We start from the raw sequence: 19717 nt of genomic DNA, 5'->3' as shown, positions 1-19717 counted from the left end.
CGATCGGCCCACCTTGCCGCGACCGGCTCCGCCCCGCCGGACGGCGCTCTAGCTCGGCGGCGTGTCGGTGGCCTTCTGACGCTCGCGCTCCTTGCGCAGCTCCCGTTCGGCCAGGAGCCAGAACTCGATCTCGAATCCTTCGGGCCGGTGATTGCGCTCCCACAATTCGTAGGCGCGCTCGCGGATCTGCTCGAAGGTGATGGAATCCGGCGCCCGGGGCGGCGGAGGCGCGCCCGTGGGGACGGGCACGGGCGATGACCCGGGAGGCTGAGGCGGGCGCCCCGGGGCCGAAGCCCCCGGGGACGGATGAAGGTCGGGCTTCACGTCGTCGCCGCCGTCGGCGATCAGTGGGCCGGCCTGTCGAGATAGGCGGCCACGCTGGTGATCCGGCTGCCCACCATGGTGACGGCCTTGCGAAGCCGCTCCTCGCTCACCCCGAAGCGCTGGGCCCAGGCCTCGCGCACGGTCCGATCGTAGATGTCGATATGGGTCTTGCCTCGCGATTCGGTGGACATGCTGGGCCCGCTCCGGTCTGTCGGTGCGCCGCGGCTGTGCCGGGCTGTCTGCCGAGACAACCGGACGTCCCCGAATTCGGTTGCCGCCCCGGCGCGCGGCCGCGGCGGGTCCGTTGCGGGGCTCAGTGGGCCGTGGTCGCGGGCTGCGGGACCGGCTCCAGCAGAGGCTCGGTCTGGTCCGCGTCCTGCCGGACCCGGGCGGCCACGAAGGCGGTCAGCAGCGGCACCAGCAGGGCGGTGACCACGACGCTCGCAGCAACCAGCACCGTCGCGGGCCCGGCGGCGTCCGCGTAGGCCGGGTTGGCGGCCGCGATGATCGCCGGCACGGCGGCGGCATTGCCGGCCGTCGAGGCGGCGGCGACGCCCGCCACACCGTTGCCGCCGGTGAGACGGTCGGCGACGAACAGCACCGCCCCCGTCACGACGACGACGGCCACGCCCAGCCCGATGCCGAGCAGGCCCGCCTGCCAGATCTTGGCGAGGTCGAGCCCGAAGCCGAGGGCGAAGGCGAAGAACGGGATCATCACCGGCGCGGCGCGCGATAGGAAGGCGCGCATGTCGCGGTCGAGGTTGCCCAGCACCATGCCGATGAGCAGCGGCAGGATGCTGCCCACCAGCGTCGGCCACGGGAAGGCGGAGAGGCCCGCCAGACCCAGCGTCACCATGGTCAGGAACGGGCCGGATTCGAGGCTCATGATCGCGTAGGCGCCCGCATCCTTCGGGCGGCCGAACTGGCCCATCAGGGCGAGATAGAGCCCGCCATTGGTGTCGTTCATGGCGGCCACGATCGCCAGCGTCGAGATGCCCGCGAAAGCGCCGCTCAGGACCGGGGCCTCGCCGAGAAAATGCCCGACGACCACGCCCATGAGCGCCGCCACGCCGACCTTGGAAGCCAGCAGCACCCCGCCCTTGCGGGCGATCGCCGGGGCGGCGCGGAAGTCGATGCCCGCGCCCATGCAGACGAAGAACACCGCGAGGATCGGGAGCGCCCCGTTGAACAGGGCGCCGGTAAACGAGCCGAAGAAGGTCGCGATGTTCGGGAACAGCGTGTGGAGGATCGCCCCGAGGAACAGCGGCACGACCATCAAGCCGCCGGGGACGCGCTCCAGCGAGCGCTTGATCGGAATCTGCATGGGTCGTCCTCCGGTGCGGCCTCTGTCCCGGGCCTGACACCCGCACGTCCCCCGGCCGCCTGCTACAACCTTTCGACAAGTGCCTGCAACACACCGCTTCGCATAGATCCAGGCATGCGTCCGGCCGTGTGTGTTGGTCGACAGATCGTTGACAAGCACGCGGCTTCCACGCTGATTTGGCAGAGCGCGGACGGAGGTGCTTCCGGATGTCGTCAGCCCTGACCGGCCGAGCGGAGGCCTCCGATCCGGCATTACGTCCCGTGTCCGCGCCGGTGCGGCCGATCGCCCCGGCCGACGGCATCTACCGCGCGATCCGCGCGGGCATCGCCGACGGCACCTACGCGGACAATACCCGCCTGCCGGGCGAGCACGATCTCGCCCGCCACTTCCAGGTGTCCCGGCCGGTGGTGCGGGCGGCCCTCGACCGGCTGCGCCGCGAGGGTGCGATCGTCTCGCGACAGGGGGCGGGCAGCTTCGTCCGGCCGCGCGGGCCGAGCCCGGCACCGGGATTCGCGCCGGTGGAGAGCATCGCCGACATCCAGCGCTGCTACGAGTTCCGCCTGACGATCGAGCCCGCCGCCGCCGGCCACGCCGCGGCACGCCGCGACGCGGCCGCGCTGGCCCGGATCGAGGCCGCCCTCGACCGCCTCGCCGTCGCCACCCGCCAGGAGCAGCATCGGGAGGACGCCGATTTCGCCTTCCACCACGCGATCGCGGCAGCGGCCAACAACCATTATTTCGCGGCGTCCCTGCAGGCGCTGCAATCGCACATTGCGGTCGGCATGAAGATCCACGGTCTCGCGCTGCTCGGCCCGAATTCCGGCTTGCGCGGGGTGCTGGAGGAGCATCGCGGGATCTTCGCGGCGATCCGCGACGGCGATGCCGAGGCCGCCCGCGCCCGCATGGAGGCCCATATCCGCCGCTCGCGCGACCGCCTGTTCGAGGGGCGGCTCCTCGACCTGTCGATGTCGCCGCCTTGAGTGTCCCGCAGCGCGCCGGCGACCAGGCGGGCAGCTTCCGACAGATCACCCCGTCATTCCGGGACCGCGAAGCAGGGCCCGGATCCGTAGGGACACGCGGGAGGCGGGCAATCCTGAACTGCTGCCGGTGCCAGGACGGCCACGTCGGCGGCGCTGGATTCCGGGCGCCGCTGTGCGGCCCCGGAATGACGGTGCGAGTTGATCGCCATCGTCCCGGCGGACGCCTCAGCACGCCAGGCCCTGGGCGCCGTTCCTTGACCGGCCGCGCGAGTCGGGCGTATCCGGCCGACAGCTTCACAACAAGTCAGGGCTGTGCCCACCGCGAGGATCCCCAGGATGCGTGCCGAAGCCGGCGCTGCTGCCATCGGACCGGTCGGCGATCCGGCCGCCGGCCGCAAGGACCCGCACAGGCGCGGCTCCGGCCATGCCGCCGTGATCCGCTCGCGCGCGGCATGACCCGCCTGCGCCTCATCGCCGACGACCTGACCGGCACCCTCGACACGGCGGCCGGCTTCACCGGCCTGTGCGGGCCGATCCCGGTGGCGTGGCCGGAGATCCTGCCCGCCGAGGCGCCCGGCTGCCTGGCGATCGATTCCGGCACCCGCGAGTTGTCGGAGGAGGCTGCCGCCGGGATCGTCGGCGGCCTCGCGCCCCGGCTGCGCGACGCCGACATCGCCTTCAAGAAGGTTGACAGCCTGCTGCGCGGACCCTGGGCGGCGGAACTCGCCGCCGTGATGCGCCTCGGCGCCTGGGATCGCTGCATCGTCGCGCCCGCCTTCCCGTATCAGGGCCGCCGCACCGAGAGCGGGCGGCAGCTCGCGCGGCGAGACGGTGGCTGGGCGCCGGTCTCCGGCGACATCGCCGAGGCGCTGCGGGCGGTTGGGCTTCCGGCGCGCCGGGCCTCCGTCGCCGACGGGCCGGTTCCGGGCGTCGCGGTCTACGACGCGGACAGCGACGCCGATCTGGCGCGGGTGGCGGCGCTCGGCCGGGACGGTGCGGTGCTGTGGTGCGGCAGCGGCGGCCTCGCGGCGGCCCTGGCGCGCGGCGTCGCGGCCCCGAGCGACGCACGTCTCGCCGGCCCGGTACTCGGCCTGTTCGGCTCCGACCGGACCGAGACCGCCACGCAGCTCGCGGCCTGCGGCGGCCATCACCTCGTCCTGTCGCCGGACCACCCGGACCATGCCGGCGCCGTGCGGACGCGTCTCGACCGGGACGGCGTCGTCCTGGCGAGCCTCGCGCTGCCCGCCGGTACGGCCCGGGCGGATGCGGCGGCGCGGATCGCCCAAACCTTCGCGGGCGTGATCGACCGGATCCCGAAGCCCGGCACGCTGCTGGTCGCCGGCGGCGAGACCCTGAAGGCGCTGTGCCTCGCGCTTCGGGTCGGGCGCCTCGACGTCACCGGCCAGATCACCCCCGGCCTGCCGCGCTCGACCCTGCGGGGCGGTCGCTGGGACGGGCTCGCGGTGGTGTCGAAATCGGGCGCCTTCGGAACGGAGTGCGTCTGGCGCGATCTACTTCACCAGAACGGCCTCAGGCCGGACTGACGCCCGACAGGAGCGACCCATGACCCAACATCTGGCCATCACCATGGGCGATCCGGCCGGCATCGGCCCGGAGATCATCGTCAAGGCCGCGGCCCGCCTGAAGGACCGCATCGCCGCGGGCGACCTGCGCCTGATGATCATCGGCAGCGCCCCGGCCCTGCGCCGCGCCGAGGCGGCCCTGAAGCTCCTGCCCGAGCAAATCCCCGAGGTCGCCGAGGACGGCGACTGGCCGGCCCTGTGCTGCCTCCAGGCCGATGCCGAGGGCGCGCCGATCGAGCCGGGCCGGCTCTCGGCCGATGGCGGGCGCTTCGCCTACAAGGCGATCGAGGCCGGGGTCCGCCTCGCCATGGCCGGCAAGATCGGCGGCATCGTCACGGCGCCGTTGAACAAGGAGGCGCTCAACAAGGCGGGGTATCATTATGCCGGCCACACCGAGATGCTTGCCGAGCTGACCGGCGTGCGCGGCTCGGTGATGATGCTGGCCCACGGCAACATGCGGGTGTCCCACGTCACCACCCACGTCGCCCTGGAGGACGTGCCGAAGCGCGTGACCCCGGAGCGCCTGCGCCTCGTCATCGACCTCACCGACAAGACCCTGAAGGGGCTGGGCCTCGCCAAGCCCAAGATCGCGGTGGCGGCGCTCAACCCCCATGCCGGCGAAGGCGGCCTGTTCGGGCGCCAGGACATCGACGTCAGCACCCCGGTGATCGAGGCCGCCAATGCCGACGGGCTCGACATCCACGGGCCGGTGCCGGGCGACACGGTATTCGTGAAGCTACGCGCCGGCCAGTACGACGCGGTGGTCGCGATGTATCACGACCAGGGGCACATTCCGGTGAAGCTGCTCGGCTTCGAGATCGACCCGGCCACGGGGAAGTGGATGGACCTGTCGGGCGTGAACATCACGCTCGGTCTGCCGATCATCCGCACCTCGGTCGATCACGGCACCGCCTTCGACATCGCCGGCAAGGGGATCGCCAACGAGCGCAGCCTGATCGAGGCGATCGAGTTCGCGGAACGGCTCGCCGCCAACCGAGCGGCGTGACAGAGCCGACCCGTCATCCCGAGGCCGCGGAGCGGGGTCCGGGATCCAGACCCGCCGACGCGGCCAGGTTTGTCGCCGACTGCGGTTCTGGATTCCTGTATCTCGAGGCGGCTGCTGCAAGGCGGCTGAGCAGGCGCAGCGCGGTAAATTCCGGGCTCGGCGACGCGACCCCGCGCTGCCTGGCCGCCGAACGCTCAAGGCCCGCCTCCGCAGATGCGCGGAGGCGGGCCCTCGTCGGCGACGATGACGGATCCGCGAACGCTCAGGCGGCGCGCACGGTGGCAAGGAAGCGCGCGACCTCCGCGCCGAGGTGCTCGGACTGGCGCGACAATTCCGAGGCTGCTCCCAGAACTTGGCTGGCGGCCGCCCCCGTCTCCTCGGCCGCATTGGCCACACCGGAGATGTTGCTCGTCACCTCGCCGGTGCCCATGGCGGCCTGAGCGACGTTGCGCACGATCTCCTGGGTGGCCGCCCCCTGCTGCTCGACGGCCGCGGCGATCGAGGTCGCCACGCCGCTGATCTCGCGGATCCGCCCGGTGATGCCGCCGATCGACGTCACCGCCTGCCCGGTCGAGGCCTGGATCTGCGCGATCTGGCCGGAGATCTCGTTCGTCGCCTTGGCGGTCTGCTCGGCCAGCGCCTTCACCTCGGAGGCGACGACGGCAAAGCCCTTGCCCGCCGCACCCGCGCGCGCCGCCTCGATGGTGGCGTTGAGGGCCAGCAGGTTGGTCTGCCCGGCGATGTTCGAGATCAAGCCGACCACATCGCCGATCCGCGAGACGGCGGCACTCAGCTCCTGCACCAGGGTGCCGGTCTGGTCGGCCTCGTGCACGGCGCGCTGCGCCAGCTCGGCCGAGCCCGCGACCTGGCGGCCGATCTCCTGGACCGACGAGCCCAGCTCCTCCGCCGCCGCCGCGACGGTGTTGACGTTGGAGGCGGCCTCCTCGGCGGCAGCCGCCACGGTGGTCGACTGGCTGGCGGTCTCGGTTGCCGTGGCCGTCATGGTCTGAGCGGTGGCCTGCAATTCGGTCGCCGACGACGAGACCATGCCGATGATGCCGCCGACGGCAGCCTCGAAGCCGTCGGCCATCTGGCGCATCCCGGTCTTGCGCTGCTCCTCGGCTTCCAGACGCGCCACCGCGGTCTCTTCTTCCAGCGCCTTCATGCGGAGCAGGCCATTCTTGAACACCTGCACGGCATTCGCGATCGTTCCGATCTCCGTCTTCTGGCCCTGATGCGGGATGGCGACGGAGAGGTCGCCGTCGGCGAGCGCCTGCATCGGTTGCACCACCGAGTTGATGCCGCGCGCGATGCTCAAGATGATCATGGCAGCCAACCCGATCGACAGAGCCACGGCGAAAAGGCCGACGCCGATGAGCATGGCGCGCGTCTGAGCGTATGTGGCCTGGCTTTCGCTCGCGGCCTGCTCGGCGCCATCCTGGTTGAGCTTGATGATCTTATCCAGCGCCACCGAGGCGTTCCGACGCGGCCCGACCACCTTGGCCTCGTATTGGCTGAGCGCTTGCGCCTTCTCGCCCTTGCGGGACAGCGCGAGGATCGGCTCGACGACACTTGAGAGCGTCCCCCAATCCCGGGCGAACGCTTCGTAGAGCGCGCGTTCCTCAGCAGAACTGATCAGCTTTTCGTAGCTTTTCGTGGCCGCATCGATTTTCTGACCCCGTTCGGCAAGATCCTTGTCGACGCTAGCCAGCATCTGCGGCTCCTCCGTCAAGATATGACGGAGCAGGCTGGTGGTATACCGCCCGGTCAGGGCATCGATCTGACTTGCGGCGCGCACGCTCGGCAGCCAGTTCGTCTCGACATCGAGGAGAAGCCCGTTGAGCGTTGAGGCGCTTCGAAGGCCTACGAGGCTCAGGCCGCCGAGAAGCAGGAGCAGAACGGCGAAGGCAGCAATCAGTTTGCTGCGGATGGACAGGGACTTGAGCGGCACGACTGACCTCGAAGGCAGCCGTTGAGCCCAGGGTCTATGAGGCTGCCAAGCAAGGTCCTACAGAGAAATAGTTAATTCTATATCCAATATGAGGTATAGGCATGGATCTGCACGGTATTTCCATCGCTTGACCAAGCCGTTAGCCAATTGCCCAAACAAGAGGCAGGGCGCCGGTCAAGAACAACGCGGACGAGACGAGCACGGCGAGGCGCTCGCGATGGTGAAGGACAAAGGCGCGCGGGCTGGCGAACATGGGGCGAGGCCGGATCGGAGGAGGCACCTCACGCTCGCTCCCGAACCTTGACCAATCCGAGGCATCCGACGCCGTCCACAGGCGGTCTGCAACGCGTGTTACCGCCGCGCCACAGATGGCTGGATGTGCTCCGGCGCACCGCGCGGACACCGCGCCGGGTCTATCGCATTCCTGCGGCTGCTTTCGCCCCCTCAGCAGCCCGATCCAACGGCGCAGTGACCTCACCGGTTGCTGCGCCGTTGTCGTTGGAGGCGACCCGCCGGGTCGATCGCGCTCCGTGCGGGCTGCCTTCCTCTGCCGGTTGATGCAGCCGGCCAAGTTCCGTAGGCCGACGGCGTTCGAACCCGTTGAACGAGTCTCAAGGCGCGCGTTGGCGGGGCGCTTCTGGGGCCGGGGACACCGCTCCGCCATCGCGCCTGGCGCCTTTCCCAAGCGCGTTGAGACGGCTGACACACGATCACGGGTCGTTGCGTCGGGCGGGTTCATCCCACCCTCGCCCTCATCCTGAGGCGCCGATGCGCAGGGCAGGCCTCGCGGGAATCCTCCGGAAGCCGCTGAGATCGCTGGAGACCTCCTTCGAGGCCCGCTGCCGCAGGCACCTCAGGATGAGGGCAGGGACGGGATAGTCGCCCGTCGTCGCGGCGCGCCCGCGCGCGCGCCGCTCGCGAAGCGCGCCGCAACCCGGACAGTCGTGGCTCTAGCCGCCGATGCGGCGCGGGGCAGAAGCGGGAGCGCTTCGCGCGCGCTCTGCCTCTTCGGCCGCGACCGCCTCGACCGCGGCGATGACGTTCTCCAGCTCGGCGACCTGACGCAACGCGCTCCCGGCCGGCAAGCCATCGTATTCGGCCATGGCCAGGATGAGCGTGCGCTGATGCGCCTTGAGGCGCTCGAGGAGGGCATTGAGCTTGTCGGGCATACGCGCGCTGTAGCCTTGAGCGGGGGAGCGGACAAGCTGGTGATCGGCACAAGCGTGTTGCGAACCTGGATGATCGCCGCAGATCGGCCGCTCATCCCCCCCGGTCTCATGCTGAGCCCGCGACAGATCTTCCAACGACGAGCGCAGGTCGCGATCGAATCATCGGCAGAAGGCTTCCTGACGCAGGACCTGCGGTGATCCAGAGTTTTGAGGCGCCGCTGTATTGCAGCGCTCAGAGTAAGAGCCGTCCACGACGTGCGTGCCGCCCTGCGAACGGAGAGACTATTCCCTCGATCGAAGGCCTTCTCGCAGAACGAGAAGGAAATTCCGGAATTCGGAATGTCGGTGCTGGACAGTGCTCGCGCCAGACCGGCAGACTGAGTTCAACGAACAAGGCCATAGGGAGAACCGATGCTGCTCGACACAGCCGCGTCGATCGAGGGAGCGTCCCGGTCGTCGCTCTCCAAAGCCCTGTCGTTACTTGTGGTTGTCGCAGAGCGAAGCCAGAAAGGCGTCAGCCTCAGCTCCGCTGCGGCCCGCACCGGACTTCATGTCGCGACCGCCCATCGCCTGCTCGGCGCGCTCGTCGACGAGAACTTCCTGAACTTCGATCCCTATACGAAACGGTACTTCCTCGGGCTGATGCCCTACGAACTGGTCAACCGGGCCGGCCCAGACCTCGAGTTCCTGCATCTCCGCAAGACGCTGCGCCCGTTCCTCGACGTCGCGCAGAGAAGGCTCGGCGGCCTGGTCAACCTGTCCGTGCCGTCGCGCGGAGAGGCCCTGTGCATCGACGTGATCGAGGGGCGCGCGGCGATCCTGGTCAGCACCCTGAAGATCGGGGCGCGCCGGCCCCTGGGGGTCGGGGCGGCCAGTCTCGCCCTGCTGGCGACGCAGCCTGCCGTCGAGCGGGCCGCCGTCATCGCGCGCGAGGCGGAGCGCTACCTCAAATACGGGCGGCTGACGGCGGATCTCGTCGCGGAGGCCTGCGCGCGTCTTCCGGTCGACGGCTACGTCGTGAACGAGGCGCTGATCATCCCGGATATCGGCGCCCTGGCGCTCCCGGTCTTCCGGGACGGCGCGGTCGTCTGCGCCGTCTCGGTCACCAACACGATCTCGCATCTGGATCGCGACGCCCGGGCCGGCATCGCCGCAATACTCCGCCGCGCCGTGACCGATGCCGGCTTCCAGGTCGAGGCAGCCTGACCGATGTATCCGATCGACCTCTTCCATCGTCAGGCCGCCCGGACGCCCGAGCGCGTCGCCCTGGAGTTCCGGGATGAGCGGCTGACCTATGCGGATCTCGCCGCGCGGGTCGGGGCGCTCGCGGCCGGCCTGCAGGCGCTCGACCCGGAGCCGCAATCGCGGGTCGGCCTCTGCTGCTTCAACCACGTCGAGCACGTCGTGGCGTGGCTGGCGGTGGTGGCGGCCGGAAAGGTCTGGGTTCCGCTCTATCCGAAGAACAAGGCGGCCGAGATCGGGCTCGGCATCGCCTTTACGGAAGCCTCGATCGTGATCGCCGACGCGGCGGCACGCCCCCTCGTCGAAGGGGCCGGCGCCCGGATCCTGGTGGCGGACCGGGACGGGCGCGCGGGGACGACGGGCGGTCTCGTGCGGGATCACGCCGGGGCGGCGCCGCGCTTCCACGCCCACCCGCTCCACGCGACGCAGGCCATCAAGTTCACCGGCGGGACGACCGGCAAGCCGAAGGGCGTGATGCAGCCCTATCGGGCCTGGAACACCAACATCGCCACGCAGGTCGCCGCCTGGGACCTCAAGCCGGGCGACCGCCTGCTGGCGGCGGCGCCGATCACGCACGGCACCTCGACCTACATCCTGCCGACGCTGGGCACCGGCGGCACGCTCGTCCTGCTCGACCAGCCGCGTCCGGACGAGATCCTGCGCTGCTTCGCCGAGGAGCGCATCGCCACGACCTTCCTGCCGCCAACGCTGATCTACATGATGATGGAGCTGCCGGCGGCGCGGCGCGGCGCGTATCCGCACCTGCGCAACCTCGTCTACGGCTCGGCGGCGATGCGGCCGGACGCGATCGCCGAGGCGCAATCCGTGTTCGGCCCCTGCATCGCCTCGACCTACGGCCAGACCGAGGCGCCGCAGATCGCCACTATGATCTCGGCCGAGGAACTCACGCGCCCGGAGAAGCGCGCGACCGTCGGCCGGGAAACGATGCTGACTCGGGTCGCCATTCTGGATCCCGAGGGCAACATCCGCCCGACCGGCGCCGACGGCGAGATCGCCATCCGCGGCGACCTGGTCATGACGGGCTACTGGAAGCAGCCGGACAAGACGGCCGAGACGATCCGGGACGGCTGGCTGCTCACCGGCGATCTCGGGAGCTTCGACGAAGAGGGCTTCCTGTCCATCAAGGGGCGGGCGAAGGACCTGATCATCACGGGCGGCTTCAATGTCTACCCGGTCGATGTCGAGCCGGTGCTCGGCCAGCACGCGGCCGTCGCCGATTGCGCGATCTACGGCGTGCCGGACGACAAGTGGGGCGAGGCGGTCCACGGCGCCGTCGAGTTGCGCAACGGCATGGCGGCAGATCCCGAGGCGATCATCCGCTTCGTCAAGGATCGGCTGGGCTCGGTGAAGGCGCCGAAGTCGATCACGATCTACGATTCCCTGCCCCGGAACAATTACGGGAAGCTGCAGAAGCAGATCCTGGTCGAGGACCACATCGCGCGCGAAGCTCGGGAAAGGCAGGAGCCATGAGCACGAAGCCACCGACCACGGCCCTGAGCCACCACACCTCGGACGCGATCTACTATCGCGAGAAGAACCTCGTCACCGACATCCTGAAGCCCGGCGCGGCCCCCGACTTCGTCGCGGAGGCCGCCGCCCACATCCTGGGGCGGGACGTCTCGGACGGCGAGCGCCGCGTCCTCAACGCGATCATGATCACCATGATGGAGCACGGCTTCACGCCGAGCGCCATCGCGACCCGCTCGATCTACATGAGCGCGCCGGAGAACATGCAGGGGGCGGTGGCCGCCGGCCTCCTCGCGGTCGGCAGCCAGTTCGTCGGCACGGTCGAGAACAACGCCCGGATCCTGAACCAGCTCGTCGCCCTCGAGGACGATGCGCAGCGCGCCCTCGCGGAGCGCATCGTGGACAACCACAAGGCCCGCAAGGTGCACATGCCGGGCTTCGGCCACCACCTGCACCGGCCGGAGGATCCGCGCGCCGTCCGCCTCCTGGAGATCGGGTCGGAGAACGGCCTCGCCGGCCGCCACGTCGCCGCCCTCCGCCTCCTGTCGGAGGTGATCGACCAGAGGGCCGGGCGGCACATCACCATCAACGCCACGGGCGCCACCGCCGCCCTCCTCGGCGAGATGGGCGTGCCGGTCGAGCTGATGCGCGGCTTCTCGCTGATCGGCCGCACGGCCGGCCTCGTGGCCCACATCGCCGAGGAGCAGCAGCGCCCGAGCGGCCGCTTCATCTGGGACCTCGTCGACAAATCCATCCCGTACGAGGCCTGACGATGCCCGACTACGCCCTCGTCACCGGCGGCAGCCGCAACATCGGCGGGGCGATCGCGCGGCGCCTCACCGCGGACGGCTTCAAGGTCATCGTCCTCGACATCGTGAAGCCGGAGCACGACGCCCTGGACAGCTTCGTCGCGGCCGACCTGTCCGATGCGGCCGCGCTGCCGCGGACGCTCGCGAACGCCATCGCGGGCCGGACCGTGACGCGTCTCGTCAACAATGCCGGCATCGTGGCGCCCGCCGCCCTCGCAGACACCGATCCCGCGACCCTCGACGCCGTCGCGGCCGTGAACCTCAAGGCGCCGATCCTCTGCGCGCAGGCGCTCCTGCCGGGCATGAAGGCGGCCGGCCGGGGGCGCATCGTCAACATCTCCAGCCGGGTCGCGCTGGGCAAGGAACTGCGCACCGTCTACGCGGCGACCAAGGCCGGCTTGCACGGCATGACCAAGACCTGGGCCCTGGAACTCGGGCGCTACGGCATCACGGTGAACGCCGTCGGGCCGGGCCCGATCCGGACGAGCCTGTTCGACGCGGTGAATCCGCCGGGCGATCCGCGCACGGACGCGATTATCGGCGCCGTGCCGGTGGCCCGCCTCGGCACGCCGGAGGACGTCGCCGACGCCGTCAGCTTCTTCCTGTCCGATCGCGCGGGCTTCGTGACCGGACAGGTTCTCTACGTATGCGGCGGGATGACGATCGGCTCCGTCTGACGCCCACCAAGACCGACACGACACAAGAAACGCGGCACGAAGCACGCGATCCAACCGGGAGGACACCGTGGCATCCAGAACTCAGCGCGGCCTGAGAACGCTGCTCGGAGCGATCCTGGCGCTCGGATGCGCGGTGCAGGCGCCGGATGCCGCGCGGGCGCAACCGGCCTGGCCCGCCCGGACGGTGTCGATCATCGTGCCCTACTCGGCGGGCGGGGCCACCGACATCCTGGCCCGCAAGGTCGCGGAGGGGCTGTCCGGCGCCCTGGGCAAGACCGTGGTGGTCGACAATCGGCCGGGGGCCGGCGGTACCCTCGGCACCGCGCTCGCGGCCAACGCGAAGCCCGACGGCTACACCCTGTTCCTCGGACAGGTCTCCTCCCACGGGATCGCGCCGAACCTCTACACGGAACTGCGCTACGACCCGGTCAAGAGCTTCGTGCCGATCGTGTCGATCGAGACGATCCCCAACATCGTGGTCGTCAACAAGGCGCTGCCGGTGAACTCGATCGACGAGCTCATCGCCTATGCCAAGGCCCATCCCGACGCGCTCAACTTCGCCTCCTCCGGGACGGGCGCCTCGACACACCTGTCCGGCGAGATGTTCAAGGCGATGACCGGGGTCACCATGACCCACGTGCCGTTCCACGGCAGCGCCCAGGCGCTCGTGTCGGTAATGGGCGGCCAGACCCAGATGATCTTCGACAACATGCCGTCCGCCTATCCCTACGTGACGGCGGGCAATCTGAAGGCGCTGGCGGTCACCACGCTGAAGCGCTCGCCGCAGGCGCCCGACGTCCCCACCCTCGCCGAAGCCGCCAAGAGCGCCGACCTGTCGCGCTACGACGTCAGCGCCTGGTTCGGGCTGTTCGCGCCGGCCAACACCCCGCGGCCGATCGTCGATCGCGTCAACGCGGCCGTGAACGCGATGCTCAAGGAGCCCGGCTTCGCGACCTTCATCGTCGAGAACGGCGGCGTGCCCGAGGGCGGGACGCCGGAGGATCTGGGCCGGCGCGTCGATACCGAGTTGCAGAAGTGGAAGACCGTGATCGAGCAGGCCGGCGTGCCGAAACAGTAATCCGTTGCGTCGGCGCGACGCCGATGCCGGTTCGCCCAATCGCGACAGGAGGTGCGCGTGGACCTCGCCCCACAGGCCATCATTGACCGCTCCGCGGGAGGACCAGCGCGATGAGCGCGGCTGCGACCGCACCCGTCCCTGCCCGCGACCTCGAGGGGCGCGTCGCGGTGGTGCTGGGCGCCGGCTCGATCGGGGCCGGCTGGGGCATCGGCCGGGCCATCGGCCTGCTCTATGCCCGGGCCGGCGCGCATGTCGTGGCCGCCGACCGCGACCGGTCGTCGGCCGAGGAGACCCGGGACCTGATCCTGGGCGATGGCGGCAGCGCCGAGGCGGTCGGGGTCGACGTCGCGGACGATGCCGGCCTCGCAGCCTGTCTCACGGCGGCGGGCGCGGCGCGCGGCGGGATCGACATCCTCTACTTCAACGTCGGCATCGGAAAGGCTGGTCCGTCGACCGAGACCTCGGCCGCCGACTGGCGCCGCATCGCCGACGCGAACCTCACCGCGCTCCATGTCGCGGCGACGACCGTCCTCCCGGGCATGCGCGCGCGCCGGCGCGGCGTGATCCTCGCCACGTCGTCGATCGCGGGCCTCCGGGAAGTCGGCTATCCGCATCTCGCCTACGGGGCCACCAAGGCGGCGCTCATCCAGTACCTGCGCCTGCTGGCGGTCGAGAACGCGCCCCACGGCATCCGGGCCAACACGATCGTCCCGGGCCTGATCGACACGCCCCGCATCGAGCAGACCGTCGCGAACGCCTATGCGGGCGGCCTGGCGCGGATGAAGGCGCTCCGCGCATCCCAGTGCCCCCTCGGCCGGATGGGCACCGCCTTCGACGTCGCGGAGGCCGCCCTGTTCCTCGCCTCGGACCGCGCGGCCTACGTGACCGGCACCGAGTTGCTGGTCGATGGCGGGCTCGCCGCGACGGCGCGCGGCCCGTCCCTCGGCTGACATGCATCCCCGGTCACCGGGCCGGCCCGGCACCCCTCCCGCCCACATTTTCGGCGCCAGCACCGCCGTCCCGTCCGGAGCACCGACATGGCCAACCAGAATGCCGTCCGCGGTGCGGTCCTCAGCGCGATCGCCCTCTGCTTCGGGGTGACGGCCCTGCGCTACCCGATCGGCAGCTTCGCCCATGCCGGCGCGGGCCTGTTCCCGCTGCTGGTCAGCGCCCTGCTGCTGCTCCTCGGCCTCATCACCCTGGTCAAGGCCCGGTTCGAGCCGGCCAAGCCCATCCACTTCGCGTGGCGGAACATCGGCATCATCCTGCTCGGCCTCGTGGCCTTCGTGGTGGCCGCCAAGGTCGCCAGCATCGTGCTCGGCATCGTGCTCCTCGTCATCGTGTCGTCCCTGGCGGCCACGTCGTTCTCGTGGAAGCGGGTGCTGGCCATCTCGGTCGCGCTCATCGCCGTCGCGCTCGCCTTCCAGAAGCTGCTCGGCCTCAACCTGCAGGTGATCTGATGGATGTGATCACGAACCTCGCCTTCGGGTTCGAGCACGCGCTCACCTGGAGCAACCTGCTCTACTGCGCGATCGGCTGCGTCATCGGCACCCTGATCGGGCTGCTGCCCGGGCTGGGCCCGCTCGCGACGATCAGCCTGCTGCTGCCCCTGACCTATTCCATCCCGGTCGACGGCGCGCTGATCATGCTGGCGGGGATCTATTACGGCGCCCAGTACGGCGACAGCGTCAGCGCGATCACGATGAAGATCCCGCACGCGTCGAGCATCGTCGCCTGCATCGACGGCTACCAGATGACGCTGAAGGGGCGCACCGGTCTCGCGCTGTTCACCGCCGGCCTGTCGAGCTTCATCGGCGGGACGGTCGCCATCGTCGTCCTGGCGTTCCTGGCGCCGCTCCTCGGGCAGGTCGCCTTCCTGTTCGGGCCGGCCGACTACTTCGCGCTCATGCTGCTCGGGTTCGTCTGCGTCAGCCTCGTGACGACCGGCAACCTGCTGAACGGCCTCGCCATGTGCCTGCTCGGCGTGCTTCTCGGCCAGATCGGGACCGACCTCGAATCGGGAACGCTGCGCTTCACCCTCGGCCTGACGCCGCTCGCCGACGGCGTCAGCGTCGTGAGCGTCGCGCTCGGCTGCTTCGGCATCGCCGAGATCTGCCGGAATCTGGACGCCCGCGAGGAGCGGACGCCGTTCAACGGCAAGATCCGCCTGATGCCGAGCTGGCCGGAATTCAAGCGCATCATCCCGAGCGCGCTGCGCGGCAGCGTGGTCGGCTCGATCCTCGGGATCCTGCCGGGGGGCGGCCCCACCATCGCGCAGTTCGCCGCCTACGCGATCGACAAGAAGGTCAGCAAGTACCGGCACGAGATCGGCTCCGGGTCGATCGAGGGCGTCGCGGGGCAGGCCGCGGCCGACGAGGCCGCCGCGCGGACGAGCTTCATTCCGCTCATGAGCATCGGCATCCCCGAGAACGCCGTCATGGCGTTGATGATGGCCGCCTTCATCATCAAGGGTATCCAGCCCGGCCCCAACATGATCGCCAAGCATCCGGACCTGTTCTGGGGCCTCGTCGCCAGCATGTGGATCGGGAACTGCTTCCTCCTGATCCTCAACGTGCCCCTGGTCCGCTTCTGGCTGTCGATCTTCAAGATCCCCTACAGCGTCCTCTTCCCGTCGATCCTGTTCTTCTGTTGTGTCGGAACCTACAGCGTCAACAACAACCTCGACGACGTGCTGATCACCGCGGCGTTCGGCCTGCTCGGCTACATCCTGATGCGCCTCAGCCTAGATCCGGCACCGCTGATGCTGGGCTTCATCCTCGGCCCGATGCTGGAGGAGAATTTCCGCCGCGCCCTGCTGCTCGGCCGCGGCAGCTTCAAGGTGTTCGTCACGCAGCCGATCAGCGCGACGCTTCTCGCGTTCATCGCCGTACTGATCGGCGTGCAGATCGTCTCCGCAATCCTGCGGCTGCGCGCGAGGGGTCCCTCGCCCGGTCCGGCCGGTAGCCGCGACCAGGAGGCAGCGCCGGCCGCGATGATCAAGACGCCCGGAGGTTAGGCGGCCTCGCTGGCGAGCCCCGGCGGGGACCCCGTCAGTCGACCGTCGCTCCGGAGAACGCGACGACCTTGCGCCACTTCTCGATCTCCTGGCCGATCAGCAAGCCGAACGCGTCGGGCGAGACCCGCAGGGGCGTCCCGCCGAGGTCGGTGAGCTTCTTCTCCATGGCCGGGTCGGCCAGGATGTCGTTCACCTCCTTGTTGAGGCGCGCGATCAGCTCCGGCGGGGTCTTCCGCGGTGCGCCGATCCCGAACCACGCGCTCGCTTCGTAGCCCGGCACCGTCTCGGCCACCGTCGGCACGTCGGGCAGGGCCGGCGAGCGCTCGGCCGTCGTCACGGCGAGAGCGCGCAGGGTCCCGCCGCGCACATGGCCGATCGACGAGGGCAGGTTGTCGAAGATCACGTCGGCATGGCCCGCGATCATGTCGATGATCGCCGGACCGGCGCCGCGGTAGGGTACATGCACCATCGGCGCGCCGGTCATCGCCTTGAACAGCTCGCCCGACATGTGCAGCGACGTGCCGATGCCGCTGGAGGCCATGTTCACCTTGTCGGGGTTGGCCTTACAGTAATCGATGAACTCCTGCACGGTCTTGATCGGAAGCTTCGGGCTGACCTCCATGATGTTGGGCGATCGCATGATCCCCGCCACCGGGGCGATGTCGCGCTGAAACTTGAAGCTCAGATTCTTGTACAGGCTGTCGTTGATGCCGTTGGCCGGATTGGCGAGCAGGATCGTGTGGCCGTCCGGCTCGGCGCGGACGACGACGTCGGTGCCGATATTGTTGCCCGCCCCGGGGCGGTTCTCGACGAGGACCTGCTGGCCGAGGCGCCGGCCGAGCGGTTCGGCGATGAGGCGGGCGAGCACGTCGGTCGCGCCGCCCGGGGCGTAGCCGACGACGAAGCGGATCGGGCGGGTCGGGTAGGACTGCGCGCGCGCCGACCGGGGCGTCAGCGCCGTGGTCACGCCGGCGCCGACGCCAGCCGCCAGTATTGATCTCCGCGACCACTTGGACTGCATGTCCGCGTCCTCCCTGCGGCCCTTCTTGCGTGGGCCCTCAACGATTCGTACGTTACGCGGGACTGCAACGGCATCAACCTGAACGCGTTCGCCAATTCATATGGCGCGCGCCAGTTGAAATCGGGTTTGATCCGGGTGGCCGAGAGCGCTTTCAAGCTGCGGCGGGGTGCAGGGCTCCGGGCCGCACACGCTCCGGCCGCCGTGAGCACCCCTCTACAGGGCATCGTGGGACACGCGCCGAGGATCGTATCGGGCGCAGTCCGGAACCATTGCAACGACCGCGACACCGTAAGCTGATCGGAAGTCTACAGGTCCGACGATGCCGTATTCCACGCCTGCAAGAGCGAATTCCCACCATTCAGGTTCTCGGACATCCGGCTGAACGACCGCGGAGGACGCGGGGCGGCCGGCCGGAATCGGTCGATCCGCCGAGTCGAGGCTCGGCCCCGTCCGGCGATCAGGCCGGGAGGCCCGCGATCGCCAAGGCTTCGGCGTAGAGCTTGGCCGTCTGCTCGAGCGGAAAGGGAATGCGCGCGAGGAAGCCCGAGATCGTCAATCGCGGCTCGATCGCGAGCATGTCCGCGACGGCCTCGCGGGCGCGGTCCAGCCGCCCGAGCCTGACATGGGCGACCGCGAGGACGCGCAGGGCCACGGCGAAGCGGCGGTTCTGCGCGAGGGCGCGCTCGGCCCAATCGATCGCCTCGGCGTCGTTCCCGTCGATCAACGCGGCCACCGCCATCACGCCGGACATCAGCCAGCCGCGCGGATCGCGCGGGTTGAGCCGCTGCGCGCGGGCCACCAGGGCGCGACCCTGGGCGCCGTTGCCGCACATCGTCTCGATCCAGCCCGCGAGCGTCAGCGCCATCGCGGAGTTCGGGTTGAGGAGCAGCGAGCGCCGGAAGAGATCGCGCGCGCGTTCACGCCCGGCCCCGGCCATGTTCCAGATCGCGAAGGCGGCCATCCACAGCACCTGCGCGTCGCCGGGCGCGCGCTCGACCGCCCGCCACGCGAGGGCGACGGCGACGCTGCGGGCGTGGTCGTCCTGCTCGGCCCAGCCCTGGAAGTGGCATTGCGCGCGGCAATAGGCGGTCGCCGCCATCGCGGCGGCGTAGTCCGGTTCGGCCTCCAGTGCCTCGCCCAAGCAGGCCAGGGCCGCGGCCATGCCGGCACCGGTGAATTCGGACAGGTGCGCATTGGCCCGCAGCAGACGCTCGTAGGCGTCGAGCCGGGACGGCGCCGTGCGCCCGAGACGCGTGATCTCGGCCTGCTGCAGGGTCGGCTCGATCGCGGCAGCGACGCTCTCGGCGACCCGCTCCTGCAGGGCGAAGACGTCCTGCAGGTCACCGTCGAACCGGTCCGACCACAGATGGGCTCCCGAGACGGCATCGACGAGCTGCCCTGCGATGCGCAGCCGGTCGCGGCTGCGGCGAACGCTGCCCTCGAGCACGTAGCCGACGCCGAGTTCCGCGCCGACCCGGCGCACGTCGATCGCCCGGCCCTTGTAGGTGAACGAGGAGTTGCGGGCGATGACGAACAGGCCGCTCATGCGGGAGAGCGCCGTGATGATCTCCTCGCAGATCCCGTCCGCAAAGTAGTCCTGCTCCGGATCACCGCTCATGTTGGTGAAGGGCAGGACCGCCAAGGCCGGCAATCGCGGTCCCGCGCGCCAGATCGGCCCGGCGTCCGGTCCGGTCTCCGCTGCCGGTTTCTTCATGGGGTGGTCCCCCTCCTCCACGTCGCCGACGAAGCGGACGCCCCTGCGCGGGAGCGTGCGGATCAGGCGCTGGTCGAGCCCCGTGTCGCCGATCGCGGCGCGCGCGGCGTTCAGCCGGCTGCTGATCGTCGCCTCCGACACGATGCGGCCGTGCCAGACCGCCTCCAGCAGATCGTCGCGGCTGACCACCCGATCGCGGGCGGCGACGAGGTGCGCGAGGACATCGAAGACCTGCGGCTCGAGCGCGACGAGGCTGCCCCCCGCCCTGAGTTCGCGCCGGGCGGTGTCGAGGGTGAAGGACGAGAACCGGTAGATCACGCGGCCGCCTCAGCGAT

18 protein-coding genes are annotated in these 19717 nt (G+C 70.2%); 11 read left to right on the top strand and 7 right to left on the bottom strand.

The window, feature by feature from the left end:
• Positions 1-48 precede the first annotated feature (48 nt).
• The 3 genes from JOE48_RS30850 to JOE48_RS18065 all read right to left on the bottom strand — a co-directional run bounded on the left by JOE48_RS30850 (position 49) and on the right by JOE48_RS18065 (position 1648).
• Positions 49-249 carry a DUF2934 domain-containing protein gene (locus JOE48_RS30850; RefSeq protein ID WP_210031880.1) on the bottom strand — a complete coding sequence of 67 codons (201 nt, stop codon included), beginning with the start codon at positions 247-249 and terminating at the stop codon, positions 49-51.
• Positions 250-344: 95 nt separating this feature from the next.
• The gene (locus tag JOE48_RS18070; protein ID WP_210031879.1) at positions 345-515 is read right to left on the bottom strand and encodes a DUF3606 domain-containing protein; all 171 of its coding nucleotides are present in this window, start codon (positions 513-515) and stop codon (positions 345-347) included.
• A gap of 122 nt (positions 516-637) precedes the next feature.
• Positions 638-1648: a 2-keto-3-deoxygluconate permease gene (locus tag JOE48_RS18065; RefSeq protein WP_210031878.1), complete on the bottom strand. Its 1011-nt coding sequence runs from the start codon at positions 1646-1648 to the stop codon at positions 638-640.
• A 206-nt stretch (positions 1649-1854) separates the two neighbouring features.
• On the opposite strand from JOE48_RS18065, the gene JOE48_RS18060 reads away from it, so the two are divergent.
• The 3 genes from JOE48_RS18060 to pdxA all read left to right on the top strand — a co-directional run bounded on the left by JOE48_RS18060 (position 1855) and on the right by pdxA (position 5217).
• Entirely contained in the window at positions 1855-2628 is a 774-nt protein-coding gene (locus tag JOE48_RS18060; protein WP_210031877.1) for a FadR/GntR family transcriptional regulator, read from the top strand.
• A gap of 452 nt (positions 2629-3080) precedes the next feature.
• On the top strand, positions 3081-4172 hold the full coding sequence (locus JOE48_RS18055; RefSeq protein ID WP_210031875.1) for a four-carbon acid sugar kinase family protein: 1092 nt from the start codon (positions 3081-3083) through the stop codon (positions 4170-4172).
• A gap of 19 nt (positions 4173-4191) precedes the next feature.
• The gene (pdxA, locus tag JOE48_RS18050; protein ID WP_210031873.1) at positions 4192-5217 is read left to right on the top strand and encodes a 4-hydroxythreonine-4-phosphate dehydrogenase PdxA; all 1026 of its coding nucleotides are present in this window, start codon (positions 4192-4194) and stop codon (positions 5215-5217) included.
• Positions 5218-5479: 262 nt separating this feature from the next.
• On the opposite strand, the gene JOE48_RS18045 is transcribed toward pdxA, so the two are convergent.
• Both JOE48_RS18045 and JOE48_RS18040 read right to left on the bottom strand, forming a co-directional pair.
• The gene (locus tag JOE48_RS18045; RefSeq protein ID WP_210031871.1) at positions 5480-7168 is read right to left on the bottom strand and encodes an MCP four helix bundle domain-containing protein; all 1689 of its coding nucleotides are present in this window, start codon (positions 7166-7168) and stop codon (positions 5480-5482) included.
• Between the two features lie 950 nt (positions 7169-8118).
• The gene (locus tag JOE48_RS18040) at positions 8119-8337 is read right to left on the bottom strand and encodes a hypothetical protein (RefSeq protein ID WP_210031868.1); all 219 of its coding nucleotides are present in this window, start codon (positions 8335-8337) and stop codon (positions 8119-8121) included.
• Between the two features lie 411 nt (positions 8338-8748).
• Between JOE48_RS18040 and JOE48_RS18035 the strand changes: the two genes are divergently transcribed.
• From JOE48_RS18035 to JOE48_RS18000, 8 genes are all read left to right on the top strand, one after another.
• On the top strand, positions 8749-9543 hold the full coding sequence (locus tag JOE48_RS18035; protein ID WP_210031866.1) for an IclR family transcriptional regulator: 795 nt from the start codon (positions 8749-8751) through the stop codon (positions 9541-9543).
• Positions 9544-9546: 3 nt separating this feature from the next.
• The gene (locus JOE48_RS18030; protein WP_210031864.1) at positions 9547-11070 is read left to right on the top strand and encodes a class I adenylate-forming enzyme family protein; all 1524 of its coding nucleotides are present in this window, start codon (positions 9547-9549) and stop codon (positions 11068-11070) included.
• Positions 11067-11837 (top strand): citryl-CoA lyase, encoded by a 771-nt coding sequence (locus JOE48_RS18025; RefSeq protein WP_210031862.1) that lies wholly within the window; start codon positions 11067-11069, stop codon positions 11835-11837. The genes JOE48_RS18030 and JOE48_RS18025 overlap by 4 nt, the downstream gene beginning before the upstream one ends.
• Positions 11838-11839: 2 nt before the next feature.
• Positions 11840-12553 carry an SDR family NAD(P)-dependent oxidoreductase gene (locus JOE48_RS18020; protein WP_210031860.1) on the top strand — a complete coding sequence of 238 codons (714 nt, stop codon included), beginning with the start codon at positions 11840-11842 and terminating at the stop codon, positions 12551-12553.
• 67 nt (positions 12554-12620) lie between these two features.
• A complete protein-coding gene (locus JOE48_RS18015) occupies positions 12621-13631 on the top strand; it encodes a tripartite tricarboxylate transporter substrate binding protein (protein WP_312893284.1) in 1011 nt (336 codons plus the stop codon).
• Between the two features lie 110 nt (positions 13632-13741).
• On the top strand, positions 13742-14581 hold the full coding sequence (locus JOE48_RS18010) for an SDR family NAD(P)-dependent oxidoreductase (protein WP_210031858.1): 840 nt from the start codon (positions 13742-13744) through the stop codon (positions 14579-14581).
• Between the two features lie 87 nt (positions 14582-14668).
• Positions 14669-15091 carry a tripartite tricarboxylate transporter TctB family protein gene (locus JOE48_RS18005; RefSeq protein ID WP_210031855.1) on the top strand — a complete coding sequence of 141 codons (423 nt, stop codon included), beginning with the start codon at positions 14669-14671 and terminating at the stop codon, positions 15089-15091.
• Entirely contained in the window at positions 15091-16647 is a 1557-nt protein-coding gene (locus JOE48_RS18000) for a tripartite tricarboxylate transporter permease (protein ID WP_210031853.1), read from the top strand. The genes JOE48_RS18005 and JOE48_RS18000 overlap by 1 nt, the downstream gene beginning before the upstream one ends.
• 34 nt (positions 16648-16681) lie before the next feature.
• On the opposite strand, the gene JOE48_RS17995 is transcribed toward JOE48_RS18000, so the two are convergent.
• Positions 16682-17668: a Bug family tripartite tricarboxylate transporter substrate binding protein gene (locus tag JOE48_RS17995; RefSeq protein ID WP_210031851.1), complete on the bottom strand. Its 987-nt coding sequence runs from the start codon at positions 17666-17668 to the stop codon at positions 16682-16684.
• Positions 17669-18125: 457 nt separating this feature from the next.
• Positions 18126-19700, bottom strand: coding sequence for a winged helix-turn-helix domain-containing protein (locus JOE48_RS17990; RefSeq protein WP_210031849.1), 1575 nt, complete (start codon positions 19698-19700; stop codon positions 18126-18128).
• Positions 19701-19717 lie beyond the last annotated feature (17 nt).

This window comes from Methylobacterium sp. PvR107, assembly GCF_017833295.1.
Taxonomy (GTDB): domain Bacteria; phylum Pseudomonadota; class Alphaproteobacteria; order Rhizobiales; family Beijerinckiaceae; genus Methylobacterium.
The sequence above is the reverse complement of the archived record's forward strand: the minus strand, read 5'-3'. Positions and strand labels throughout refer to the sequence as shown.